This is a genomic window from Campylobacter concisus (assembly GCF_002165775.1).
Taxonomy (GTDB): domain Bacteria; phylum Campylobacterota; class Campylobacteria; order Campylobacterales; family Campylobacteraceae; genus Campylobacter_A; species Campylobacter_A concisus_E.
Map to the genome: position 1 here is coordinate 41,084 of NZ_NDYP01000009.1, position 19,314 is coordinate 60,397.

At 36.3% G+C, this 19,314-nt stretch carries 21 protein-coding genes, 4 tRNA genes and 1 other RNA gene; 13 read left to right on the plus strand and 13 right to left on the minus strand.

Features of this window, described 5'->3' with window-relative positions; translation table 11 throughout:
• Positions 1–90: 90 nt before the first annotated feature.
• The 8 genes from B9N66_RS07885 to B9N66_RS07915 all read left to right on the plus strand — a co-directional run bounded on the left by B9N66_RS07885 (position 91) and on the right by B9N66_RS07915 (position 6,534).
• Positions 91–759 carry a response regulator transcription factor gene (locus B9N66_RS07885; RefSeq protein ID WP_054196949.1) on the plus strand — a complete coding sequence of 223 codons (669 nt, stop codon included), beginning with the start codon at positions 91–93 and terminating at the stop codon, positions 757–759.
• Complete coding sequence (locus B9N66_RS07890; protein ID WP_087580569.1) at positions 743–1,849, plus strand: sensor histidine kinase; 1,107 nt, start codon at positions 743–745, stop codon at positions 1,847–1,849. The genes B9N66_RS07885 and B9N66_RS07890 overlap by 17 nt, the downstream gene beginning before the upstream one ends.
• Before the next feature lie 49 nt (positions 1,850–1,898).
• Positions 1,899–2,909 carry a Holliday junction branch migration DNA helicase RuvB gene (gene ruvB, locus B9N66_RS07895; protein ID WP_087580570.1) on the plus strand — a complete coding sequence of 337 codons (1,011 nt, stop codon included), beginning with the start codon at positions 1,899–1,901 and terminating at the stop codon, positions 2,907–2,909.
• 23 nt (positions 2,910–2,932) lie between these two features.
• Positions 2,933–3,739 carry a hypothetical protein gene (locus B9N66_RS07900; RefSeq protein ID WP_180382089.1) on the plus strand — a complete coding sequence of 269 codons (807 nt, stop codon included), beginning with the start codon at positions 2,933–2,935 and terminating at the stop codon, positions 3,737–3,739.
• 8 nt (positions 3,740–3,747) lie between these two features.
• A complete protein-coding gene (locus tag B9N66_RS09735; protein WP_180382090.1) occupies positions 3,748–4,011 on the plus strand; it encodes a hypothetical protein in 264 nt (87 codons plus the stop codon).
• A gap of 216 nt (positions 4,012–4,227) precedes the next feature.
• On the plus strand, positions 4,228–5,268 hold the full coding sequence (locus B9N66_RS07905; protein ID WP_085658227.1) for an AI-2E family transporter: 1,041 nt from the start codon (positions 4,228–4,230) through the stop codon (positions 5,266–5,268).
• A gap of 14 nt (positions 5,269–5,282) precedes the next feature.
• Positions 5,283–5,654, plus strand: coding sequence for an HIT family protein (locus B9N66_RS07910; protein ID WP_087580571.1), 372 nt, complete (start codon positions 5,283–5,285; stop codon positions 5,652–5,654).
• An 85-nt stretch (positions 5,655–5,739) separates the two neighbouring features.
• A complete protein-coding gene (locus tag B9N66_RS07915; protein ID WP_180382091.1) occupies positions 5,740–6,534 on the plus strand; it encodes a cache domain-containing protein in 795 nt (264 codons plus the stop codon).
• A 44-nt stretch (positions 6,535–6,578) separates the two neighbouring features.
• On the opposite strand, the gene ssrA is transcribed toward B9N66_RS07915, so the two are convergent.
• Positions 6,579–6,937, minus strand: a transfer-messenger RNA (tmRNA) gene (ssrA, locus tag B9N66_RS07920).
• A 26-nt stretch (positions 6,938–6,963) separates the two neighbouring features.
• A complete protein-coding gene (locus B9N66_RS07925; protein ID WP_035167557.1) occupies positions 6,964–7,368 on the minus strand; it encodes a histidine phosphotransferase in 405 nt (134 codons plus the stop codon).
• Between the two features lie 86 nt (positions 7,369–7,454).
• On the opposite strand from B9N66_RS07925, the gene panB reads away from it, so the two are divergent.
• A complete protein-coding gene (gene panB, locus B9N66_RS07930) occupies positions 7,455–8,264 on the plus strand; it encodes a 3-methyl-2-oxobutanoate hydroxymethyltransferase (RefSeq protein ID WP_087580573.1) in 810 nt (269 codons plus the stop codon).
• A gap of 47 nt (positions 8,265–8,311) precedes the next feature.
• Here the strand turns inward: panB and B9N66_RS07935 are convergent, their stop codons facing one another.
• From B9N66_RS07935 to B9N66_RS07985, 11 genes are all read right to left on the minus strand, one after another.
• Positions 8,312–9,331: a bifunctional 3,4-dihydroxy-2-butanone 4-phosphate synthase/GTP cyclohydrolase II gene (locus B9N66_RS07935; RefSeq protein WP_087580574.1), complete on the minus strand. Its 1,020-nt coding sequence runs from the start codon at positions 9,329–9,331 to the stop codon at positions 8,312–8,314.
• A gap of 264 nt (positions 9,332–9,595) precedes the next feature.
• A tRNA-Asp gene (locus B9N66_RS07940) sits at positions 9,596–9,672 on the minus strand.
• A gap of 8 nt (positions 9,673–9,680) precedes the next feature.
• Positions 9,681–9,756: transfer RNA gene (locus tag B9N66_RS07945), tRNA-Val, on the minus strand.
• 18 nt (positions 9,757–9,774) lie between these two features.
• A tRNA-Glu gene (locus B9N66_RS07950) sits at positions 9,775–9,850 on the minus strand.
• A gap of 13 nt (positions 9,851–9,863) precedes the next feature.
• A tRNA-Lys gene (locus B9N66_RS07955) sits at positions 9,864–9,939 on the minus strand.
• Positions 9,940–10,524: 585 nt separating this feature from the next.
• Positions 10,525–10,785: a 30S ribosomal protein S18 gene (gene rpsR / locus B9N66_RS07960; protein WP_021091467.1), complete on the minus strand. Its 261-nt coding sequence runs from the start codon at positions 10,783–10,785 to the stop codon at positions 10,525–10,527.
• A 15-nt stretch (positions 10,786–10,800) separates the two neighbouring features.
• Complete coding sequence (locus B9N66_RS07965) at positions 10,801–11,358, minus strand: single-stranded DNA-binding protein (protein ID WP_087580575.1); 558 nt, start codon at positions 11,356–11,358, stop codon at positions 10,801–10,803.
• A 13-nt stretch (positions 11,359–11,371) separates the two neighbouring features.
• Positions 11,372–11,791, minus strand: a complete 420-nt coding sequence (rpsF, locus tag B9N66_RS07970; RefSeq protein ID WP_087580576.1) for a 30S ribosomal protein S6 — start codon at positions 11,789–11,791, stop codon at positions 11,372–11,374.
• A 77-nt stretch (positions 11,792–11,868) separates the two neighbouring features.
• On the minus strand, positions 11,869–12,867 hold the full coding sequence (holA, locus tag B9N66_RS07975) for a DNA polymerase III subunit delta (protein ID WP_087580577.1): 999 nt from the start codon (positions 12,865–12,867) through the stop codon (positions 11,869–11,871).
• Positions 12,860–14,779: an RNB domain-containing ribonuclease gene (locus tag B9N66_RS07980; RefSeq protein WP_087580578.1), complete on the minus strand. Its 1,920-nt coding sequence runs from the start codon at positions 14,777–14,779 to the stop codon at positions 12,860–12,862. The genes holA and B9N66_RS07980 overlap by 8 nt, the downstream gene beginning before the upstream one ends.
• The gene (locus B9N66_RS07985) at positions 14,776–15,594 is read right to left on the minus strand and encodes an HDOD domain-containing protein (RefSeq protein ID WP_087580579.1); all 819 of its coding nucleotides are present in this window, start codon (positions 15,592–15,594) and stop codon (positions 14,776–14,778) included. Before B9N66_RS07985 ends, B9N66_RS07980 begins: the two co-directional genes overlap by 4 nt.
• 142 nt (positions 15,595–15,736) lie before the next feature.
• On the opposite strand from B9N66_RS07985, the gene ilvC reads away from it, so the two are divergent.
• The 4 genes from ilvC to ruvX are packed head-to-tail and all read left to right on the plus strand — an operon-like array spanning position 15,737 to position 19,301.
• Positions 15,737–16,759: a ketol-acid reductoisomerase gene (gene ilvC / locus B9N66_RS07990; protein WP_054196937.1), complete on the plus strand. Its 1,023-nt coding sequence runs from the start codon at positions 15,737–15,739 to the stop codon at positions 16,757–16,759.
• 3 nt (positions 16,760–16,762) lie between these two features.
• The gene (locus tag B9N66_RS07995) at positions 16,763–18,154 is read left to right on the plus strand and encodes a divergent polysaccharide deacetylase family protein (protein WP_087580580.1); all 1,392 of its coding nucleotides are present in this window, start codon (positions 16,763–16,765) and stop codon (positions 18,152–18,154) included.
• Positions 18,151–18,921, plus strand: a complete 771-nt coding sequence (locus B9N66_RS08000; protein WP_087580581.1) for a DNA-processing protein DprA — start codon at positions 18,151–18,153, stop codon at positions 18,919–18,921. Before B9N66_RS07995 ends, B9N66_RS08000 begins: the two co-directional genes overlap by 4 nt.
• Positions 18,918–19,301 carry a Holliday junction resolvase RuvX gene (gene ruvX, locus B9N66_RS08005; protein ID WP_087580582.1) on the plus strand — a complete coding sequence of 128 codons (384 nt, stop codon included), beginning with the start codon at positions 18,918–18,920 and terminating at the stop codon, positions 19,299–19,301. The genes B9N66_RS08000 and ruvX overlap by 4 nt, the downstream gene beginning before the upstream one ends.
• The last annotated feature ends 13 nt before the right edge of the window (positions 19,302–19,314 follow it).

The window sequence follows — 19,314 nt, forward strand, 5'->3', positions numbered from 1 at the left end:
TGCTTAAAAAATAATTTTAATTTTGAATTTACCTATTAAATATTACAATAGGGCTAAATCTTAATAAGACTTATTTTTTAGGAGAGAGATTTGAAAATTTTACTTTTAGAAGATGATTTAGGGTTTCAAGAGAGCGTCTGTGAGTTTTTACAGACGCTTGGTTATGAAGTTACAGCGGTGAGCGATGGACAAGAAGCGTGTGATCTGATAGAGAAAAATTTCTATCATCTTTTTATACTTGATATAAAAGTACCTGGTGTAAATGGACATGAAGTTATCAAGTATATAAGAAGTCTAAATCCAAACGCTCCTATCATGATAACAACATCTTTAGTTGATATAGGCGATATGGCTATTGGCTATGAGCTTGGCTGTAACGAATACCTAAAAAAGCCATTTGAGCTTGCTGAGCTTAAATTTAGAGTAGCTGAGCTTATGAGAAAATACTATGGAACTGACGATAAAAACATAGTAAAGATCAATGACGAATTTAGCTTTAATCTAAACAAGCGTGCGCTATTTAAAAACGGCAAAATGGTCGATCTTAGCGCAAAAGAAGTCGCACTTGTTGAGTGTCTAGTTTCACATCTAAATTCTTACGTCAGCATGGAAGAGCTAAGAGATCTTGTCTGGAACGATAAAGAGATAGAAGGCGCTGATATCAGAATGCACGTTTTAAAGATAAGAAACAAAACAACTAGTGACTTTATCACTTCAAAGAGGCGTATAGGCTACAAGATAGATGCACAAGAGCTTTAAGATCCAGATCATAGCGACATTTGTGATAATGTCGCTTTTTTGTTTTCAAAGCTTTGTGATCTTAAATTTAAGCCAAAAAAATAGCACTTCAAAAGCTCTTTTTGGTGCGATGAAGCATGAAACTATTATCAAAAATTCATTTTTAAAAAATGAAAATATAACTCCTTCTTTAAAGTATAAATTTGCAATCTATGATGTAAATTTTAATCCAATTATTTCAAATCTCGCCAAGCAGCCAAGTAACTTTAAATTTGTAACACTTGAAGAAAATGGCTTCTTGTTTTATAAAAGTTTTTTTATAAAGGATAAAACGCCTTATTATATTGTCGTTGAAAAAGAGCTTGATAATGAAAAAAGTATATTTCTAGCGGCACTTATGCTCCTTGTCATCCTTGTGGCTGTGCTTTTTATCGTATATTTCTTATATCTAAGCAGCGTTAAGCCCTATAAAGAGTTTCAAAAATATATGAACAATTTCTTTAATGACGCCATGCACGAGCTAAAGACCCCACTTGGCGTGGCTGGCATGAACCTTGAGATGCTTGGACTTGAAAACAAGTATATAACCCGCATCAAAAACGCTTTAAAACAGATGCAAATAACCTACGAAGATGTTGAGTATTTTATAAAGCGTGGCTACATCAAATTCTCAAATGAGCGGCTAAATTTAGGCGAGTACGTGAGTGAAAGGGTGAAATTTTTACAAAGTGTGGCAGATGTCAAGCACATAGTTATAAATACAAATTTGGTAGATGATGCCTATATCATACTAAGCAAAGTAGAGGCTCAACGTATCATTGATAATACGATTACAAACGCTATAAAATACAGCCAAAAAGAGAGCGAGATACTAATAAATTTAAGCTTTGAGGATGAGCGCATAAAGCTTAGTGTGCAGGACTTTGGCAAGGGGATAAAGGACGTCAAAAAGGTCTGGAAAAGATACGTCAGAGAGGATGAAATCCAAGGTGGCTTTGGTCTCGGGCTAAATATCGTCAGTGAAATTTGCCAAAAACATGAAATTACATACGGCGTTGATAGCGTCTACGGCGAGGGCAGCACCTTTTATTATAAATTTAAACGAGCTTAAATTAAGCATAAAAGCGTAAAATGAAGCCTTAAATTTAGAAGGAAAAACTTTGGATAGAATCGTTGAAATCGAAAAAGTAAGCTTTGAAAATGACTTTGAAGTCTCGCTTAGACCGACAAAATTTGAAGACTACATCGGACAAGAAAAGATCAAGCAAAATTTAGATGTCTTTATAAAAGCAGCCAAAAAGCGAAATGAGTGCCTAGATCACGTGCTATTTTACGGCCCTCCAGGACTTGGTAAAACCACCCTTGCTCACATCATCGCAAACGAGATGGGTGTAAGTATCAAAATGACCGCAGCGCCGATGATAGAAAAGAGTGGCGATCTTGCGGCGATCCTTACAAATTTACAAGAGGGCGACGTGCTTTTTATCGACGAGATACACCGCCTAAGCCCAGCTATCGAGGAGGTGCTTTACCCTGCTATGGAGGACTTTAGGCTAGACATTATAATTGGCTCAGGGCCGGCTGCCCAGACTATCAAGATAGACCTGCCAAAATTTACACTGATTGGCGCAACTACGCGTGCTGGCATGATCTCAGCGCCTTTAAGAGACCGCTTTGGAATGGACTTTAGGCTGCAGTTTTACACAAGCGGCGAGCTAAGCCGTATCGTACAGATCGCATCAGCCAAGCTTGGTAAAGAGTGCGACAAAAACGCCTCACTTGAGATCGCCAAACGCTCACGTGCCACGCCAAGGATCGCTCTTAGATTATTAAAGCGAATTCGTGACTTTGCTGAGGTAAATGACGAGCAAATCATCAGCCACGAGCGTGCAAAAGAGGGACTTAATGCGCTTGGTGTAAATTCGCTTGGATTTGACGAGATGGATATTAGGTATTTAGAAATTTTGATGCAAGCAAGGCGCCGTCCTATGGGGCTTAGTACGATCGCAGCGGCACTTAGCGAGGACGAGGGCACGGTTGAGGACGTCATCGAGCCATATCTGCTTGCAAATGGTTTTATCGAGCGCACTGCAAAGGGCAGGATCGCAAGTGCGAAGTGCTTTGAGACCTTTAATGTCAAGATCGACATCGAAAAAAGGCTTTTTGAGTAGCAAAATTTGAATTTGGAGCAAAAATGGGCGAGCCACATCTTTGTCCTAAGTGCAAGCAAAGGACGATTTACTTTGATGGGATCTGCTATGATTGCAGGCAAAAAGAGAAGCTGGAGTTTTATCAAGGTTTAAGCGAGACTGAGATTAAACAAAAGCTAAAAAACGTCCTAGCCCACACAGACGAGATAGGCAAATACGATGAAATTTATAGTGATCTTGTTTATATTTTCTACCTGCACGGAATTTGCGACGAGCAGATAATAAGAGAAGTGACCAAAGAGTGTGAATACTACCCGTTTGAAATTTACAAAAACGCCCCAAGTGATGTAAGAGATGAGCTCATAAATAGTCTAAATGGCGCTGAAAATACCGTAAAAATAAATCACATCCTTTGCGCACTTGCATGGCATGGCGATGAGGTGGTGAGGGAGCTATTTTTTAAGCTCTATAATGCGCCAAAGCCTTGGAAGGCAAAGCTTCATGTCGATACTGACGTATACGCTAAGGTTGCTGGCTGGAGCTTTGATAGTAGTGGCAAGAGAAGAAGCCTAGTTTTTGATAGGTGTTTTACATGTGGGCCAAGCCAAAACGCAGATGCAAGCATTAAATTTAAAGCACTGAGTGATGAAAAATGTAAATTTTGTAGCGGCGAGATGCTGGAATTCACCATCAAAAAGGAGAGCCTAAAGAGAATTGGGCTAGAGCTTAAAAACGATGCTGTGCTTAAATTTTGCCCAACATGCGTTGGCCTTGTGCAGTATTTTTGCCAAAATGATGGCAATAATGTGCAAACAGAGGTAGTAGGCGAGGGTGAAGTGAGGACTATTTAAGAGATGCTGTGGCAACGCTCGATGGGCAAAATTTCGAGCTAGCTAGCGAGGTTTGCGCTCACTACTCATATATGATAGATAGCGAAATTTTGCTTGGTGGATATCCGCAGTGGGAGCAAGATGCTGAGCATTTAAAATGTCCAAAATGTAGCAAAAGCATGAAATATCTAGCACAAATTCCTCTTGGAAGTCTAGTAGATGGCGAGGGAACTATATATGTTCAAATATGTGATGAATGCGAGATCGTCGGGACAAATTTTCAGTGCACGTAAAAGGCTAAATTTATACGAGCTTTTGAGCTAGAAATTTTACGTAAAATTATAAATTTATCTAAATTTATTAAGCGTCAGTAGCATGCTAAAAATGCCAAAAGCCTAGCCACACTTGCTAGCTTTGCAAGCTTGATGGCAAAGAGATTGAGCAAATTTGGGAAGCAAATGAGCAGCTTTGATAAATTTGCTATAATTACCCCATTTTAAGGGAGCGAGATGAACAATAGACTATTTTTTGGAATTTTTGTATTTTGCGCTTTAGCTTTGGTGGTCTATCTTTTTAAACCATATCTGCTTGATATTTTTATCGCAGCACTGCTTGCTGTCGCGGTTTCAAATGTCCAAATCGCATTTTTATCGCTTACCAAAAACCGCAAGACGCTTTCATCGGCTCTTACCACATCTGTGCTTCTTTGCTTATTTATCGCCCCACTTCTTTATGCGGTGGTTGAGATCGCAAAATACGCAGCTGGCTTTGATATAAACAATGTCACAAAGACTATCGAATTTATTAAAAATTATGATTTTAGGATGCCTGAGTCGATAAATTTTTTAGAGCCAAAGATAAAAGAATTTATCGGCGGACTTGATATTAAAATGCTTTTTTCTCAACTTGCAACAAATCTTGCAAGCCTGGGTAAGTTAAGCCTTAAATTTGGCGTTGATATGATTATTATTTTGGTCTTTTTCTTCTTTTGCAATCTTTATGGCAATGAACTAATCAGCTATCTAAAATATGCACTTCCGCTAAAGCAAGATGACACAGAGTCTATTTTAAGCGAGGTTGGTAACGTGATGAGTGTCGTTTTTTATTCAACCATTGCAAATATGATAATCCAAGGCTTTTTATTTGCTATTGTCACAAGCTTTTACGGCTATGACGGCGTGCTAACTGGCATCTTTTTTAGCTTTGCTTCACTAATCCCAGTTGTTGGCGGTATTTTGGCGTGGGGGCCTATTAGCATTTATGAGTTTGCAAATGGCAACACAGCAGCAGCGATAACTATCGCAATTTATACGATCGTAGTGATCTCATTTGCAGCTGATACGCTTTTAAAGCCACTTGTTATTAAATTTATAAACTCAAAGCTAGTCAAAATACCAACAAAGATAAATGAACTTCTTATATTCTTTGCGATGCTCGCAGGTATCACGACATTTGGGTTTTGGGGTGTGATCCTTGGACCAGCAATCGTGACATTTTTTATCTCGACTATCAAGCTTTATACGCTTTTAAGAGAGAGAAATTTTGTATAAAAATAGGAACAAATATGATCTATGAAGATAAATTTATAAAAATTGAGCGTGAATATAACGAACTTCCATGGATAAAAATTTTTACCATTAAGCCATTTCGTGAGCTAAGCGATTGCGATGAAGCGAGTAGGGCAAGGCTATTTGAAGCGATGCTTATAAGTGAAAAGGCGATGCTTGAGTTTTATAAACCAACTAAAATAAACATTGCAAGCTTTGGAAACTACGTGCCACACGTGCATATTCATGTCATTGCTAGATTTAGTGATGACGCATTTTTTCCAGATAGTGTGTGGGCAGCTGCTAAGAGAAAAAGCGAGCTTGTGTTGCCAGAAATTGATAAATTTGCAAAATTTTTAGAAGAAAAGTTAAGGGCTAGTTTTGAATAAATATAAAAAATATTTTAATTTCTATATCGTTTTTATCTTTATTATAGTGCTTGGAGGACTTTTTTACTTTCTTTATAGCTCTTATATGGCTGAAAAGATGCAAAATAATATGCGAGTCTTTTTTGATTACCAGGTAAAACAGCTTAATAAAAGTATAGATGATGAGAAATTTTCATCAATGGCGATCTCTATCTTGCTTGCTCAAAATGAGTCTATACAAATGTGCTTGCTAGGGCAAAGTCGCGATGAATGTATAAAAAATATCGAAAATTTAACCAAAACCCTTGGCGCGGCTTCGATGTATAACAACATTAAGCTTCACATTTATGATAAAGATCTAAAAAGCTATGTAAGGAGTTGGGATTTAAACAGATATGGCGATATGATCGCTAGTAGTAGGTTTTTAGTGCAAGAGTCAAGGCATCAAAACAAGCCTATGGTCGGCATCGAGGCGTGGTATGCTGGAACGCATATAAGGGCTGTCTCAAACGTAATACGTGATGGTAAGATTATTGGCAACATCGAGGTTTTGTTAAATTTTGACTCACTTGGAAATTATTTTAAAAAGCAAGGAATTGATCTATTTGTTCTTTTAGCTAAAGACAAGATGCCTTCACGTAAAAGCATTCCAAGTGATCAAATTTTAAATGATTACTACATCGAAAATTTAAGCAGTGCAAATTTAAATATAGTAGGTTTTTTGCGTGATATTAATTTTAAAGAATATGAATTTTACGTTTATAAAACACACTACTTTTGCGTGGTGCCACTAATAGACGCTAGCAACACACAAATAGGCTATTATGTGCTTCATGTAAATACCAATGAAAAAGAGCGAAATATTTCACAAAATTATTTTGAGTCAGAAGAGCTTTTTTAATTTAAGCTATTTAATAAAATTTTTATTTGTATTTTAGATAGAAATGGTGGAAGCGAGGGGGATCGAACCCCTGTCCAAAAACAAAATGCATACAGCCTCTACACGCTTAGCAAAAGTGAAAATTTCATCTAAAAAGGCTCACTTTCCAAAACCAAAATTTAGACTAAGACTAAAATTTCAGCTAGCAAGCAGTCACTTTGCGAGCCTACTCTAACTAAATTACTTGCTTTTGTCCTAGCTAGAATTAGACTAAGCAAGGCTCAACTGAACTTACGCAGCTTTAGCGTAAGCAGGAGCGAAATTAACGTTGTTTGCGTTTAAATTTAATTTGAGCTTTTTACGCTTTGCTCAAAGCGACGTGCCACCGTACACACTCTGCTCCTGTCGAAGCCAAGTCGCTCCCAAAAAATAAAATGGTTAGTGAATTATTTAGTTAAGTTTTGCAGGCACATCAATGATTTTTGGCTCAAGAACGCTAAAATATTCAAAATCGTTCTCGACGTCATCTTTATATTTATTAAACTGATCGCTAATAAGTAGCAACCAATCTATAAATTTATCATTTGCTGGCCCTTTTAGACTTCTTGCCTCTTGGGTTATCTCTTCAGCTAAAGTTGTAAGCTTTAATATCGGATCAAGATGCATGAATCCTGCTGCTGACTTAATATTATGAAAAATCCTAGTAAGCTCTAAGATACTATCTTTATATTTATCAGCTCTTCCTAAATTTATTATCAAAGGCTCGAGTAAATCGCACATTAAAGCATAGTGAGATAAAAATTCTTCAACTATATCATAAGAGTAATCGATTTCAAGCCTTTTTAATATACCCATTTTTATGTCCTTAAGAAATTGGCGTAATTGTAGCAAAAATTTGATAAAATTGTTAGCCTTTTAGCTAAAAATCCTTGGAGCTTGCAATGAAAAATGAAAAAACTCAGAAGAAAAAACTAAGCATAAATGATATAAAAAACAAAAAAGGCATTGAGCCTATTGTAATGATAACTGCCTATGATGCGTTATTTGCTAAGCTTTTTGATGATTATGCTGATATTATTTTGGTTGGTGATAGCTTAAATATGAGTTTTAATATGCAAGAAAGCACGATAAGTGCGGACATGAATACCATGCTTTATCATACAAAGGCCGTTTGCAACGGAGCTAAAAATACTTTTATCATGGCTGATATGCCATTTGGTAGCTACACAAATGAAAAGCAAGCGATAAAAAATGCGATGAAATTTTTCAAACAGACAAATGCCGATGCGGTAAAGCTCGAAGTTGGTATGCACCAAGTAAATTTAGTGAAGCGTCTTTGTGAAGAGGGTATAAACGTTATGGCTCACATTGGCTTAAAGCCTCAGTTTTATAAATTTGAAGGAGGTTATAAGATAAAAGGTAGAAGCGAGATCGAGGCAAAAAAATTAATTGAAGAGGCTTTGGCATTTGAGCAAGCTGGCACATTTGGTATCTTGCTTGAAGGTACAATGAGTAGTGTGGCTAGTGAAATAACAAGGCAAGTTCATGTGCCAGTTGTTGGCATTGGGTCTGGGGTAAATGTCGATGGGCAAGTGCTTGTATGGTCTGACATGCTTGGGTTTTTTGAAGACTTTAAACCAAAATTTGTAAAACTCTATCTTGATGGAGCGGATATTGTAAGAAAGAGTGTGCAATCCTACGCAAATGATGTAAAAGGCAAAAATTTTCCAAGTGAAGAATTTTGCTATTAGGATGATTAATATCCGCGTTAAATAAAAAGCGTCAAAAGGCTATCTATTTAAATTTCTTTATAGCCTTTTATATCAAGACCAAAACCTGCAAGGCTTACAAATTCTTTATTTTTATTTGAGCTTAAAAGCTCAATTTCGTTTATGTCAAAATACTTTAAAATTTGTGCCCCAATGCCATAATCTTTTTGCGAGCTTGCATCGCTTTTGTTGCTTTCTAAAAATAGTAACACTCCACCATTTTTACTTAAAAAATCCAACGACTTTAATAAATTATCAAATTTATCTCCGCTTAAAAGCTCATGATCTTTACTTATTTTTTGAAATTTTACATTAGTTTGTGCTTTTATCTCTCCGAAAACATAGGCAGCATGATTTTTATTTTCGTGATCTTTTATGTCATATCTTTTTGCTTCAAAACCACAGATTTTTACACTCTTTGCAGGCGAAACTTCTATTAGGCTTTCGTGGCTAAGTCTGTACTCTACTAAGTCAGAAACGCTTATCATATTTAGGTTAAATTTTTTACAGAATTCCTCCAAATAATCACGTCTTGCCATTGTGCCATCTTCCTTTACGATCTCACAAATCGCTGCCATTGGGCTAACTCCAGCAAGTTTGCAAAGATCAACTGATCCTTCAGTGTGACCTGTACGAACGAGGACGCCACCTTTTTTTGCAATAAGCGGAAATATATGCCCAGGCCTTACAAAATTTTCAGGCACTGAATCAATACTGGCAGCAAGTCTAATCGTCATATCTCGCTCATAAGCACTTACGCCTGTCGTTGCTTCCTTTGCATCAATTGTGACAGTAAATGCGGTTTCGTGGCTAGATGTATTTTTAGAAACCATTAGCGGCAAATCAAGTCTTTTTGCGTTTGCTTCATCCATTGCAAGGCAAAGCACACCTTTTGCATGAGTGATTGCAAAATTTACCTTTTGCATATTGCTGCTTGCCGCTGAAAAGACCAAGTCTCCTTCATTCTCACGGTCCTCATCATCGACCATAATTAGCATTTTGCCATTTTTTATATCTTCAATCGCTTTTAATACATTTTCAAATGCCATAAATTTTCCTTATTAATTTTTTACGATTATATTGATTTTTTGATAACTTAGAGATAAAAATATTAATTTTGATTTGTCTTGTATCAATTATTTAGAAATTTTAGAAAAGATTTATTTTTAAATATATGCAATTTAGTGGCGATAACTTAGATTTTATTTTTAATTTGTTTTACGTATAAATTTTTAAAGCATAAATTTTTTAATAAAAACACTATTTTTAAGAATAGCAATAACTGGGAAAAATGGAAGTTAAAGAATAATAGATGGCGCAGCGGACGGGGCTCGAACCCGCGACCTCCGCCGTGACAGGGCGGCATTCTAACCAACTGAACTACCGCTGCACCTAAAATGGTGGTCGCTATAAGACTCGAACTTATGACATCCACCTTGTAAGGGTGGCGCTCTACCAACTGAGCTAAGCGACCTAAAATTTAAAAAATATCTGGCGACCCTTAGAGGATTTGAACCTCTGTTTCTACACAGAGAAAGTAGAGTCCTGAGCCACTAGACGAAAGGGTCATAAACCCAAAAATGGTGTCCTGCGTTGGATTCGAACCAACGGCCCCCTCATTAAAAGTGAGATGCTCTACCGACTGAGCTAGCAAGACATTTGCTTAAAAAAGAATTGAGATTATACAAAAAACATTATTACATGTCAAGAAAAGGATGTTTAAAATTTGTTTTTAGCTAACATGGTTGCATGGTTAGGTTGGTTTGGCATCAATAAGTTTTCAAAATAAAATATATTATAAAGCCCACTTGTAAGATATGCGGACACCAAATGGATGAATATTGGATTTACTAAGACATGTTTTTATTATAAAGTTTTTCTATATTAAGTATCTTACTTTTTAGCCTCATGTGGACAGCTATTGCCGCACAATAGATGATGCGTGATTCGTGGTAAAAATTGTGAATAATATGGATCAACGATATTGATTGTACATATGGCTAAATAAATTATTTTGAACTAATAAATTGATGCTATAGAGTTATTTAAAGACAGTATATATTTTTGAGATATCCACCTGAATAAATTCTAATTGCCTCGTGTAAGTTAAACCAAAATTATAGATAGTGCTTGAAAAATATTTTAAACTGCAGTCAATAAATAAAAATCTATAAGAACATAAATCTAGGATATTTAAGATTAGGATTAAACCCCATTAATAGGGGTTTAATAAATTAAACAATTATAGTCCATCAAAAGGATTTGAAACTACATCTTTGCGATCTACTATGTAAGGTATAATAGCTGCATGACGAGCTCTTTTGATCGCTTTTTCTACCATTTCTTGATGTCTTTTTGATGTGCCAGTTAAACGTCTTGGCATGATTTTAAATCTCTCTGATAAACAATACTTTAAAAGAGAAGTATCTTTATAATCTATAAAATCAATTTTTGCTTCTGTAAATTTGCAATATTTACGTGAATATTTTCTTTTTTCTGCCATTTTCTATCCTTTAAATTAAAACGGTATTTCGTTGTCGCCATCAAAATTATCGGCGTCAATGTTTATATCAGGGATTTTCTCCTCATAGTACTCTTCTTGCACTTTTTTATTTTGTGGTTGCATTTGCTGTCTTTGTGGTGCTGAATTTTGATATCCAGTATTACCATAGCTATTATTTGAACCATTATTTCGTTGTTGTGAGTACGAACTATTTTGATTAAATCCACCTTGACTTTGTCCATTAGCTCCGCTATTTCCGCCAAGCATCTCCATATTTTCAACTACGATTGAGTGCTTTGAACGGTTTTGTCCATTGTTGTCGGTCCATTGATCAAATTTTAATCTTCCTTCAACCAGAAGTTTAGAGCCTTTGCTTAAATATTGATTTGCTATCTCAGCTGATTTGCCAAAGAACGATATGTCAATAAAGCATGTTTCTTCACGTTTTTCGCCGTTAGTATTAAATTTTCTAGTAACAGCAATACCGGAATTTCCTATAGCAGATCCACTAGTAGTGTATCTTAGCTCGATATCTCTTGTTAAATTCCCAACCAGTACTACTTTATTGAACATTTTTTATCCTTGATTATTCTTCTGTAAAAGTTTGCTCGTCTACTTTTTCAACTCTTGGCTCACGCGGTACTCTTGGCTCACGAGGCTCTTTTTTTATAGTTTGTTTGATACCTTTGCAAAGTCTTTCCCAAGCTGCGATTTCGCGTTTATTTTCATATTTAACGCTTAAAAATCTTATGATATCTTCAGTGATCCTTACATTTCTTGTAAGTTCTGCAAGAAGTGCTGGTGGCGCTTTGTAATAGATAACAAAATATGTTCCACGCTCATATTTTTTGATGGTATAAGCTAGTTTTCTAGTGCCCATCTCAACGACAGTAGCGATTTCGCCGCCATTTTTTGTTATAACTTCTTTTACGAAGTCAACTTTAGCTTTAACTTCCTCTTCCGTTAGTGTCGGCTTAAGAATAAATAAAAGCTCGTAATGTTTCATTTCTTCTCCTTATGGATATTTAGCTCACTTTGTGAGCAAGGATTTTGCATTAAGCAAGGGTGGATTTTAGCTTAAAGTTACTTAATATTTGCTGTTGATATGAGATGTTGTAAATTTAAAATAGTTGATAATACAAAAATTTCTTTATCCATTTTTGTATTTGTTTTTAGCTCTAACTCGGCTAAATTTAGCGTTTTAAATATCTCCAAATAGGCATTTAAATTTAGTTTTAAGCTATTTGCTTTTAATAAATTTGCGACGTTTACAGGCGGTTGATAACCAATTGCCTCATCTAAATTTAATCGGCCATTTATCTTGATGTAAGAGTAAATTTTAAATAGCCTAAAAAATGCTTTGTAAAGTGAATTTAGAAGTAAAATTTCATTAAAATTTGGATCTTCTAGATAGGTAAAAAAGTCGTTTTTTATGTCTTTTAGGGCCATAAATTTGTTAAAAAAATCATCAAAATTTATCCCGCCAAGTCCAAAAACTAGCCTTTTTACATCATCTTGTTCGATGTGGGTGTTTAGGCTCTTTAGCTTTGTTAGCTCGCTTGCTGCAAGGTATAAATTTTCATTATGCGTAAAGTAAAGCTCATAAAGTGCGTTTTTGGTTATGTTTAGACCAATTTTAGCTGAGCTTTTAGCTAGCAAATTTATCGCTTCATCTGGAGTTGAGGGCTTGAAAAATCTTGCAAAATTTGTCCCAAAAGCCTTTTGCGTATCAAAAACTAGCTTCATATCTGCCTCATAAAGCTCAAACAAAAAGTAGTTGTCCTGGCTCTTTGAGCAAAGCGAGATGAGCTCTTTTAGCTCTTTTGCTGGGATCTTTTTATCGCTTTTTATATAAAGGATATTTTTGCCGCCAAAAAGTGACTGCTCGCTTAGGTGAGAGCTTGCTTGAGCGTAGTTATACTCGTCAAAATAAAGGCTTAATAAATTCGCATCTTCGCTTGAGTAAAAGCTAAAAATTTCCTTACCAAAAAGTTCGATCTGAAACTCATCTGCTCCAAAAAGCAAGAAGTAGTTGCTTAAATTTGCATTTGCTAAATTTAGCTCCAAATCTTTTCTATACATCGATCTTTCTTACCACTTTTGCAAAAATTTTAGCACTTGCGATGTCGGCCTCTGTGATCTTTACGACAAGCTTTTGAAGTAAATTTGCGCTGTATCCTGTTATAAAAATCCTAGCTCCAACAAAATAATCATCAAGCTTAGCGACCAAGACATTTTGGTTTTCGCTCACGTAGCAGCGCACCTCTTTGCCGATGTTTGCGGCTGCCCAGCGTGCAAATTTCCTATCCATAAAGTCGTAGGCTACCTTGTCGGCTTCTCTTTCAAGCTCGCTTAAATTTGCGCAGGTGTTTTGGATGTTTAAAAGCAAAAAGTTGTAAAGCTTGTCATCTTTTGAAATTTTAGCCTTTAAAAGTCTGTGTAAAATGAGATCAGAATAGCGTCTAATAGGGCTTGTAAAGTGCGTGTATCTATCAAATCCAAGCCCAAAGTGACCTAAATTTTCACTTGAGTACTCAGCTTTTTTTTGAGACTTGATGATGAGCTTATCTATCTCTTCGCGGTTACCTAGTGCATCGGCTTTTAGCTGTATCTTTCTTATCAAATTTGCAAGGTCGCTCTCATAAGCAAAATCAAGCCCCAAAAGCTGTAAATCTTCAAGTAATGTATCTATCTTTTTAAAATCAGGCGAAGCATGGTTTCTAAAAACGCCTTTTGTGATGAGCTTTGCGGCAGCTTTGTTCGCTAAAAGCATGCAGTCCTCGACAAGTCTATGTGAGTCAGAGTCGCTTTCAAATCTAGTTTGTAAAATTTGACCCTCTTCATCAAGACTCATTCTCAGCTCTTTTGTCCTAAAGTCAAATGCATGCAAAAGCCTTTTTTTGCGAAGCTTTGTGGTAAGTTTAAAAAGTAGCTTGACCCATGAAATTTCACACTCTCTTTTGCCTTCTAAAATTTCATCGATCTCGTCGTAGTTAAAGCGCCTTTTTGAAAGGATGATCGCTTCAAAAAGCTCCTCTTTTTTTACCTCATTATTCGCATCAAGTGAAATTTTAAAGCAAAATGCAAGGCGCGGCACATCTGGCTTTAGCGAGCAGATATTTTCACTTAGCGCGCGTGGCAACATCGGCACTGAAATGTGCGGAAAGTAGATAGAAAAGCCTCTTTTTTTAGCCTCGCTGTCAATAGCGCTATATGCGGTTACATACTCGCTTACATCAGCGATTGCGACGTAAATTTCACGCTTTTTTTCATCAAAATATATGGCGTCATCAAAGTCTTTGGCATCGACTGGATCGATCGTGCAAAAGTCTAAATTTCTTAGATCAACCCTGTTTGGATACATGCTAGCATCAACCTCATCGCCAAAAGCCTTTGCCTCAAGCTCACAAGCCTCGCTAAATTTATCGTTTTTATTATAAATAGCAAGCGAAATTTTTTCATCACTTAGCGGATCGTCTAAATTTCCTAAAACCTCGACTATCTCGTTGTTTAGGTTGTTTATCTTAAGCAGCGTCCCAAGTGGGAGCATCTTTAGACTTTTTTGTGTCGCTTTTAAGGTTGTGCTTAGCCCAGTTTTTAAATTTACCCCTAAAATGGCCGCCCCAAAGCGTTTTGTATAGACCACGCTTGTCTCATTTGCAAGCTTTAGGCTCATCACTATTTTAGCGCTTTGACGTTTTTTCTTAAGCGGCAAAAGCTTTGCTAACACGATGTCGCCAAGGTGAGAGTTATTTAAATTTTTATTTTCTACGATAATGTCTTGCTTGAAGCGTTTATCAAACGGTATAATAAAGCCAGTTGCGTTTTGACTGATGTCTAGCTTGCCGCAGACATAGCCATTGTTTAGGTAAAATTTATCTTTATGAGAGCTTACGGCACCAAGATTTAAGAGATTTCGTAAAATCTCTTTATCTTCGTTTGAAACTTCTTTTTCCTTGATGCCAACTAGTAGTGATGTTAGAAATTCTTTCACAAATTATCTTTGATTTTAGCGACAGCCATTAAAAACGTATCATGTCCAAAGCCGTATTCGTCAAGAAGAGGTAGAGTATTTTGTATGCTTATATCATCAAGTTGATTAAAGATATTTACAGCTGTTTTTATCACTTTTAGGGCTTTTGCATAGTCTTTTATATGATCTGGTGCCTCTTCTGGATTGTTTGAATAGAGTATTGAGCTGCTAAGCTCTGTCTCAAGGTTCCATTGTTCAAAAATTTTAGCTGTAACTTCTTCATTTGACATATCTAAAATTTCTGTTTCAAATAGGGCAAGATCGATTGGACTAGATATATTTTTAAGTTTTTCTCTAAATTCGACGTCTTGCTTATTTTCAGCTAATTCGTGAGCAAGAACTATCTTGCCAATCTCAAGCATAAATGAAGCTGGAGAGAGAATTTCTAGACTTTTAGGATTAACTTTAGAATGCCAATTGTACATCAGTGCATTTTGTATTATCGAGATATTTAAAAAATCTTGTGTAGTAATGCCATAAGGCTCTAAATTTATAGAAAAGCTCTTTTTAATCGTACTTGAAAGCGCAAAACCTCGAATAGTAGCCATACCAAAAAGAGAAATAGCTCTTGCGATGGTTGTGATCTCTTGAGAAAACCCATAAAGTGGAGAGTTTGCTGAACGCAAGATATTTGCTGTTAGCATCGGATCCTTTTCGACCACTTTTGTAAGATCACTTATTGAGCTATTTTCGTCCGCATGTAAGCGTTGGATTTGTATAACTGTGTCATCTAATGGTGGAAGTGCTTTGATTTTTTTAAAAACTGATTCATTCATTGAGTTATCTCTTTTTTTGAAATTTCAGCGTATTTTATCAAAATAAATTATCATAAAACTTAAAAAGAGTTTCTATATATTTCAGCCGAATTTTTGCTGGCTAAAGTTATAATTTTGCCAAATTTTAATAATAGGAGTAACAATGGCTATAAATGTTTATTATGATAAAGACTGCGATTTAAGCCTTATTCAAAGTAAAAAAGTAGCAATCATCGGCTTTGGCTCACAAGGTCATGCGCATGCTGAAAATTTAAGAGATAACGGTGTAAGCGTTGTGATTGGCCTTTCAAAAGGTGGCAAAAGCTGGGCAAAAGCTGAAGCAAAAGGCTTTGAGGTAAAAACCGTAAGTGAAGCTACAAAAGGCGCTGATGTGGTTATGATTTTAACTCCAGATGAGCTTCAAGCAGAAATTTATAAAAATGAGATCGAGCCAAATTTAAAAGATCACGCTGCTATCGCGTTTGGACATGGTTTTAATGTTCATTTTGGCCAGATAAAAGCTCCAGCAAATATAGATGTCATTATGATCGCTCCAAAAGCACCAGGACACACAGTTAGAAGCGAATTCGTAAGAGGTGGCGGCATACCTGATCTTATCGCTGTTGAGCAAAATGCAAGTGGAAAGGCAAAAGAGATCGCTCTAAGCTATGCTTGCGGTATAGGCGGCGGCAGAACCGGCATCATTGAGACAACATTTAAAGATGAAACTGAAACAGATTTGTTTGGTGAACAAGCAGTACTTTGTGGTGGTCTTTGCGCGCTAGTAAATGCTGGTTTTGATACGCTTGTAGAGGCTGGATATGAGCCTGAGATGGCCTATTTTGAATGCTTGCACGAGCTAAAACTAATCGTTGATCTAATGTATCAAGGTGGCATGGCTGATATGCGCTACTCTATCTCAAACACAGCTGAATACGGCGACTACGTAAGCGGCGTAAGAGTAGTTGGCGAAGAGAGCAGAAAAGCTATGAAGGAAGTTTTAAAAGAAATTCAAAATGGCAAATTTGCAAAAGACTTCATACTTGAGAGAAAAGCGGGTTACGTTAGAATGAACGCTGAACGCGGTATAGCTGAGAGAAGCTTGCTAAATCAAACTGGCAAAAAACTTCGCGCGATGATGCCTTGGATAACTAACGGCAAACTTATAGATCAAAATAAAAACTAAGCCTTGAGCGAAAAAAAGACTACAAAGAAGCGACCTACAAAAAAGAGCGCAGGTCGCTCTAACAACAAAACCTATCTTGGTATCGGCATTATCGCAGCTATTTTGATAATAGCACTTAGCGTAGCCCTTAGTATAAAAAATAATAGTGCAGAACAGATAAGCAAAGCAAATGAGCCAAAGATAGAGAAGCAAATTCTAAAAAAAGCTGAGACAAAGGTTGCTAGCAAAGAAAAAAAACAAGAATACGAGAAGAGAAAATACCCTCTAAAATTTGATGAAGATGAAAATTTAAGTAAAATTTTTACCGATCCTAAGCATAAAAGTGAGCTTGTTTTAAATTCAAAAGTTGAGCCAAAAGAGCAAAAAAAGATAGCTGAAGTAAAGAGTGAAGCCAAAAAAGAAGAGATAAAAAAAGAGCAAAACGATACTAAAAATTTACTTGCAAGTTATAAAAACACAGAACCTAGCGTAATAGAAAATGAACAAAAGATAGAGCCATTTTATAGCTCAAAAATCGAACAAAAAACCGAGCTAAAATCTCAAAATTTTGAAGTAAAAGTCGATCAAAATAAAAGTACTGAAATAGAAAAAAAAGAGAAATTTAAAAACGAGAACATAAAAGTCGAGCCAGCTAAAAAAGCTGAAAATTTAACTACCAAAAAGATAGAAAAAACAAAATACGAAGAAAAAAATATAAAAAAAGATAGTTTTGAAGCGGTACCTTTTACGCCAAATACTAGTGTAAAAGGGCGCGCAAAGCTCGTCATCATAATAGATGATGTAGCGACATTTGAACATGCAAGTATGATAAAGTCGCTTGGCCTAAAAATTACGCCGTCTATTTTTCCAGCGACAAAGACTCATCCAGATACGCCTTCTATAGCTAGAACGTTTGAGTTTTACATGATACATCTTCCAATGCAAGCAAGACACTTTGATAGCCCAGAGATAGGTACTTTGACTACAAATGAAAGCTATGAAAGCATACTTGCTAAGATAAAAAAGATACGCAAAGATTTTCCTCGCGCAAAATATACAAACAACCATACAGGATCTCGTTTTACCAGCGATTTTGATGCGATGGATAAGGCTTATAGGGCATTGATTGATCAAGATTTTATTTTTGTTGATAGTAAAACCATATCTCAAACTGCCGTGGCAAGGGCTGCCAAAAAATATAATCAACCTTATATCGCAAGAGATATATTTCTAGATGACAATCCATCTGCCGTAGCTGTTAGACGTGAGCTTGTAGCTGCTGTAAATTTAGCTAAAAAAAGAGGCTATGCGATCGCCATCGGGCATCCAAAGAAAAATACGATCACAGTGATAAAAGAGAGCAAAAATAATCTTTTAAAAGATGTTGATGTGGTTTATTTAAAAGATATTTTATGAGACTTGACTTTATCCCAGAGCCACTAAATAGACTAAAAAATCCACCAAAGCAGCTAAATTTTATCGGAGATACTTCACTTTTATCTTTACCAAAGATCGCAGTTGTTGGCTCAAGAAAGGCAAGTGTTTATACAAAAGAGTGTGTTGTAGCACTTTGTGCAGCACTAAAAAGTGCAAACGTCTGTGTGGTAAGTGGTGGAGCAATCGGCGTTGATATCGTAGCTCATAAAGCTGCTATGCCACGAACGATTGGCATTTTTGCGAGCGGACTTGATACCATCTATCCAAGCCAAAATAAAGTAGCGATAAAAGAAATTTATGAAAAAGCCTTGGCTCTTAGTGAGTATGATGAAGGTGAGCCACCACTTGCTTATAGATTTTTGGAGCGAAATCGCATAGTTGTTGGGCTTTGCGAAGCTTTAGTCGTCGCTCAAGCTGATCTTAAAAGTGGCTCTATGCAAAGTGCAAGGCTTGCAAATGAGCTTAAAATTCCAGTTTATGTACTGCCACAGCGCATGGGCGAAAGCGATGGGACAAATTTTTTGCTTGCAAATAAAAAAGCTGAGCTTATTGATGACTATCATAAATTTGCTTCACTTTTTGGCGAGATTAAAGAGCAAGAAAAAACTAGTGATGAGATTTTAGAATTTTGTAAAAATGGCGTAAGTCTTGATGAAGTTTTGGCAAAATTTGGCGATATCATCTATGAGTACGAGCTTGAAGGACTAGTTGAAATTTCAAATCTAAGAGTAAAGAGTGTGCTATGAGAGAGAAATTTATGGCGATCGATGTTGGGCTAAAGCGAATAGGGCTTGCATTTGGCTTTGGTGAGGTCGTAACTCCGCTTGAGCCAGTGCTTAGGAAAAATAGAAATCAAGCCGCAAGAGATGTAAGTAAAAAAGTAAATGAATATGCTCCAAATACGCTAGTGGTTGGCGTGCCAATCGGCGGTAGTAGCGAAGATGAGATGAGAAGACGCATCGAGCATTTTGTCTCACTTCTTGATGTAAAGGCAAATATTGTCTATCAAGATGAAGCTTTTAGTAGCAGCGAAGCTAGTGAAATTTACACCAATACAAGACGAGATGGCAGGCTAGATAGCATTTCAGCCACTATTATTTTAAAAAGATATCTTGGGATAAATTAAAATTAAAAAGTAA

Bases quoted from the DNA above. Each gene is read 5' to 3' on its own strand.
- panB (WP_087580573.1), top strand. From the start codon at position 7,455: ATGAAAAATGAAAAAACTCAGAAGAAAAAACTAAGCATAAATGATATA.
- B9N66_RS08000 (WP_087580581.1), top strand. From the start codon at position 18,151: ATGAGACTTGACTTTATCCCAGAGCCACTAAATAGACTAAAAAATCCA.
- B9N66_RS07915 (WP_180382091.1), top strand. From the start codon at position 5,740: ATGGCTGAAAAGATGCAAAATAATATGCGAGTCTTTTTTGATTACCAG.
- B9N66_RS07935 (WP_087580574.1), bottom strand. From the start codon at position 9,331: ATGGCATTTGAAAATGTATTAAAAGCGATTGAAGATATAAAAAATGGC.
- rpsR (WP_021091467.1), bottom strand. From the start codon at position 10,785: ATGGCAGAAAAAAGAAAATATTCACGTAAATATTGCAAATTTACAGAA.
- B9N66_RS07890 (WP_087580569.1), top strand. From the start codon at position 743: ATGCACAAGAGCTTTAAGATCCAGATCATAGCGACATTTGTGATAATG.
- rpsF (WP_087580576.1), bottom strand. From the start codon at position 11,791: ATGAAACATTACGAGCTTTTATTTATTCTTAAGCCGACACTAACGGAA.
- ilvC (WP_054196937.1), top strand. From the start codon at position 15,737: ATGGCTATAAATGTTTATTATGATAAAGACTGCGATTTAAGCCTTATT.
- B9N66_RS07905 (WP_085658227.1), top strand. From the start codon at position 4,228: ATGAACAATAGACTATTTTTTGGAATTTTTGTATTTTGCGCTTTAGCT.
- B9N66_RS07900 (WP_180382089.1), top strand. From the start codon at position 2,933: ATGGGCGAGCCACATCTTTGTCCTAAGTGCAAGCAAAGGACGATTTAC.
- B9N66_RS07925 (WP_035167557.1), bottom strand. From the start codon at position 7,368: ATGGGTATATTAAAAAGGCTTGAAATCGATTACTCTTATGATATAGTT.
- B9N66_RS07910 (WP_087580571.1), top strand. From the start codon at position 5,283: ATGATCTATGAAGATAAATTTATAAAAATTGAGCGTGAATATAACGAA.
- holA (WP_087580577.1), bottom strand. From the start codon at position 12,867: ATGTATAGAAAAGATTTGGAGCTAAATTTAGCAAATGCAAATTTAAGC.
- B9N66_RS07965 (WP_087580575.1), bottom strand. From the start codon at position 11,358: ATGTTCAATAAAGTAGTACTGGTTGGGAATTTAACAAGAGATATCGAG.
- B9N66_RS07985 (WP_087580579.1), bottom strand. From the start codon at position 15,594: ATGAATGAATCAGTTTTTAAAAAAATCAAAGCACTTCCACCATTAGAT.
- ruvX (WP_087580582.1), top strand. From the start codon at position 18,918: ATGAGAGAGAAATTTATGGCGATCGATGTTGGGCTAAAGCGAATAGGG.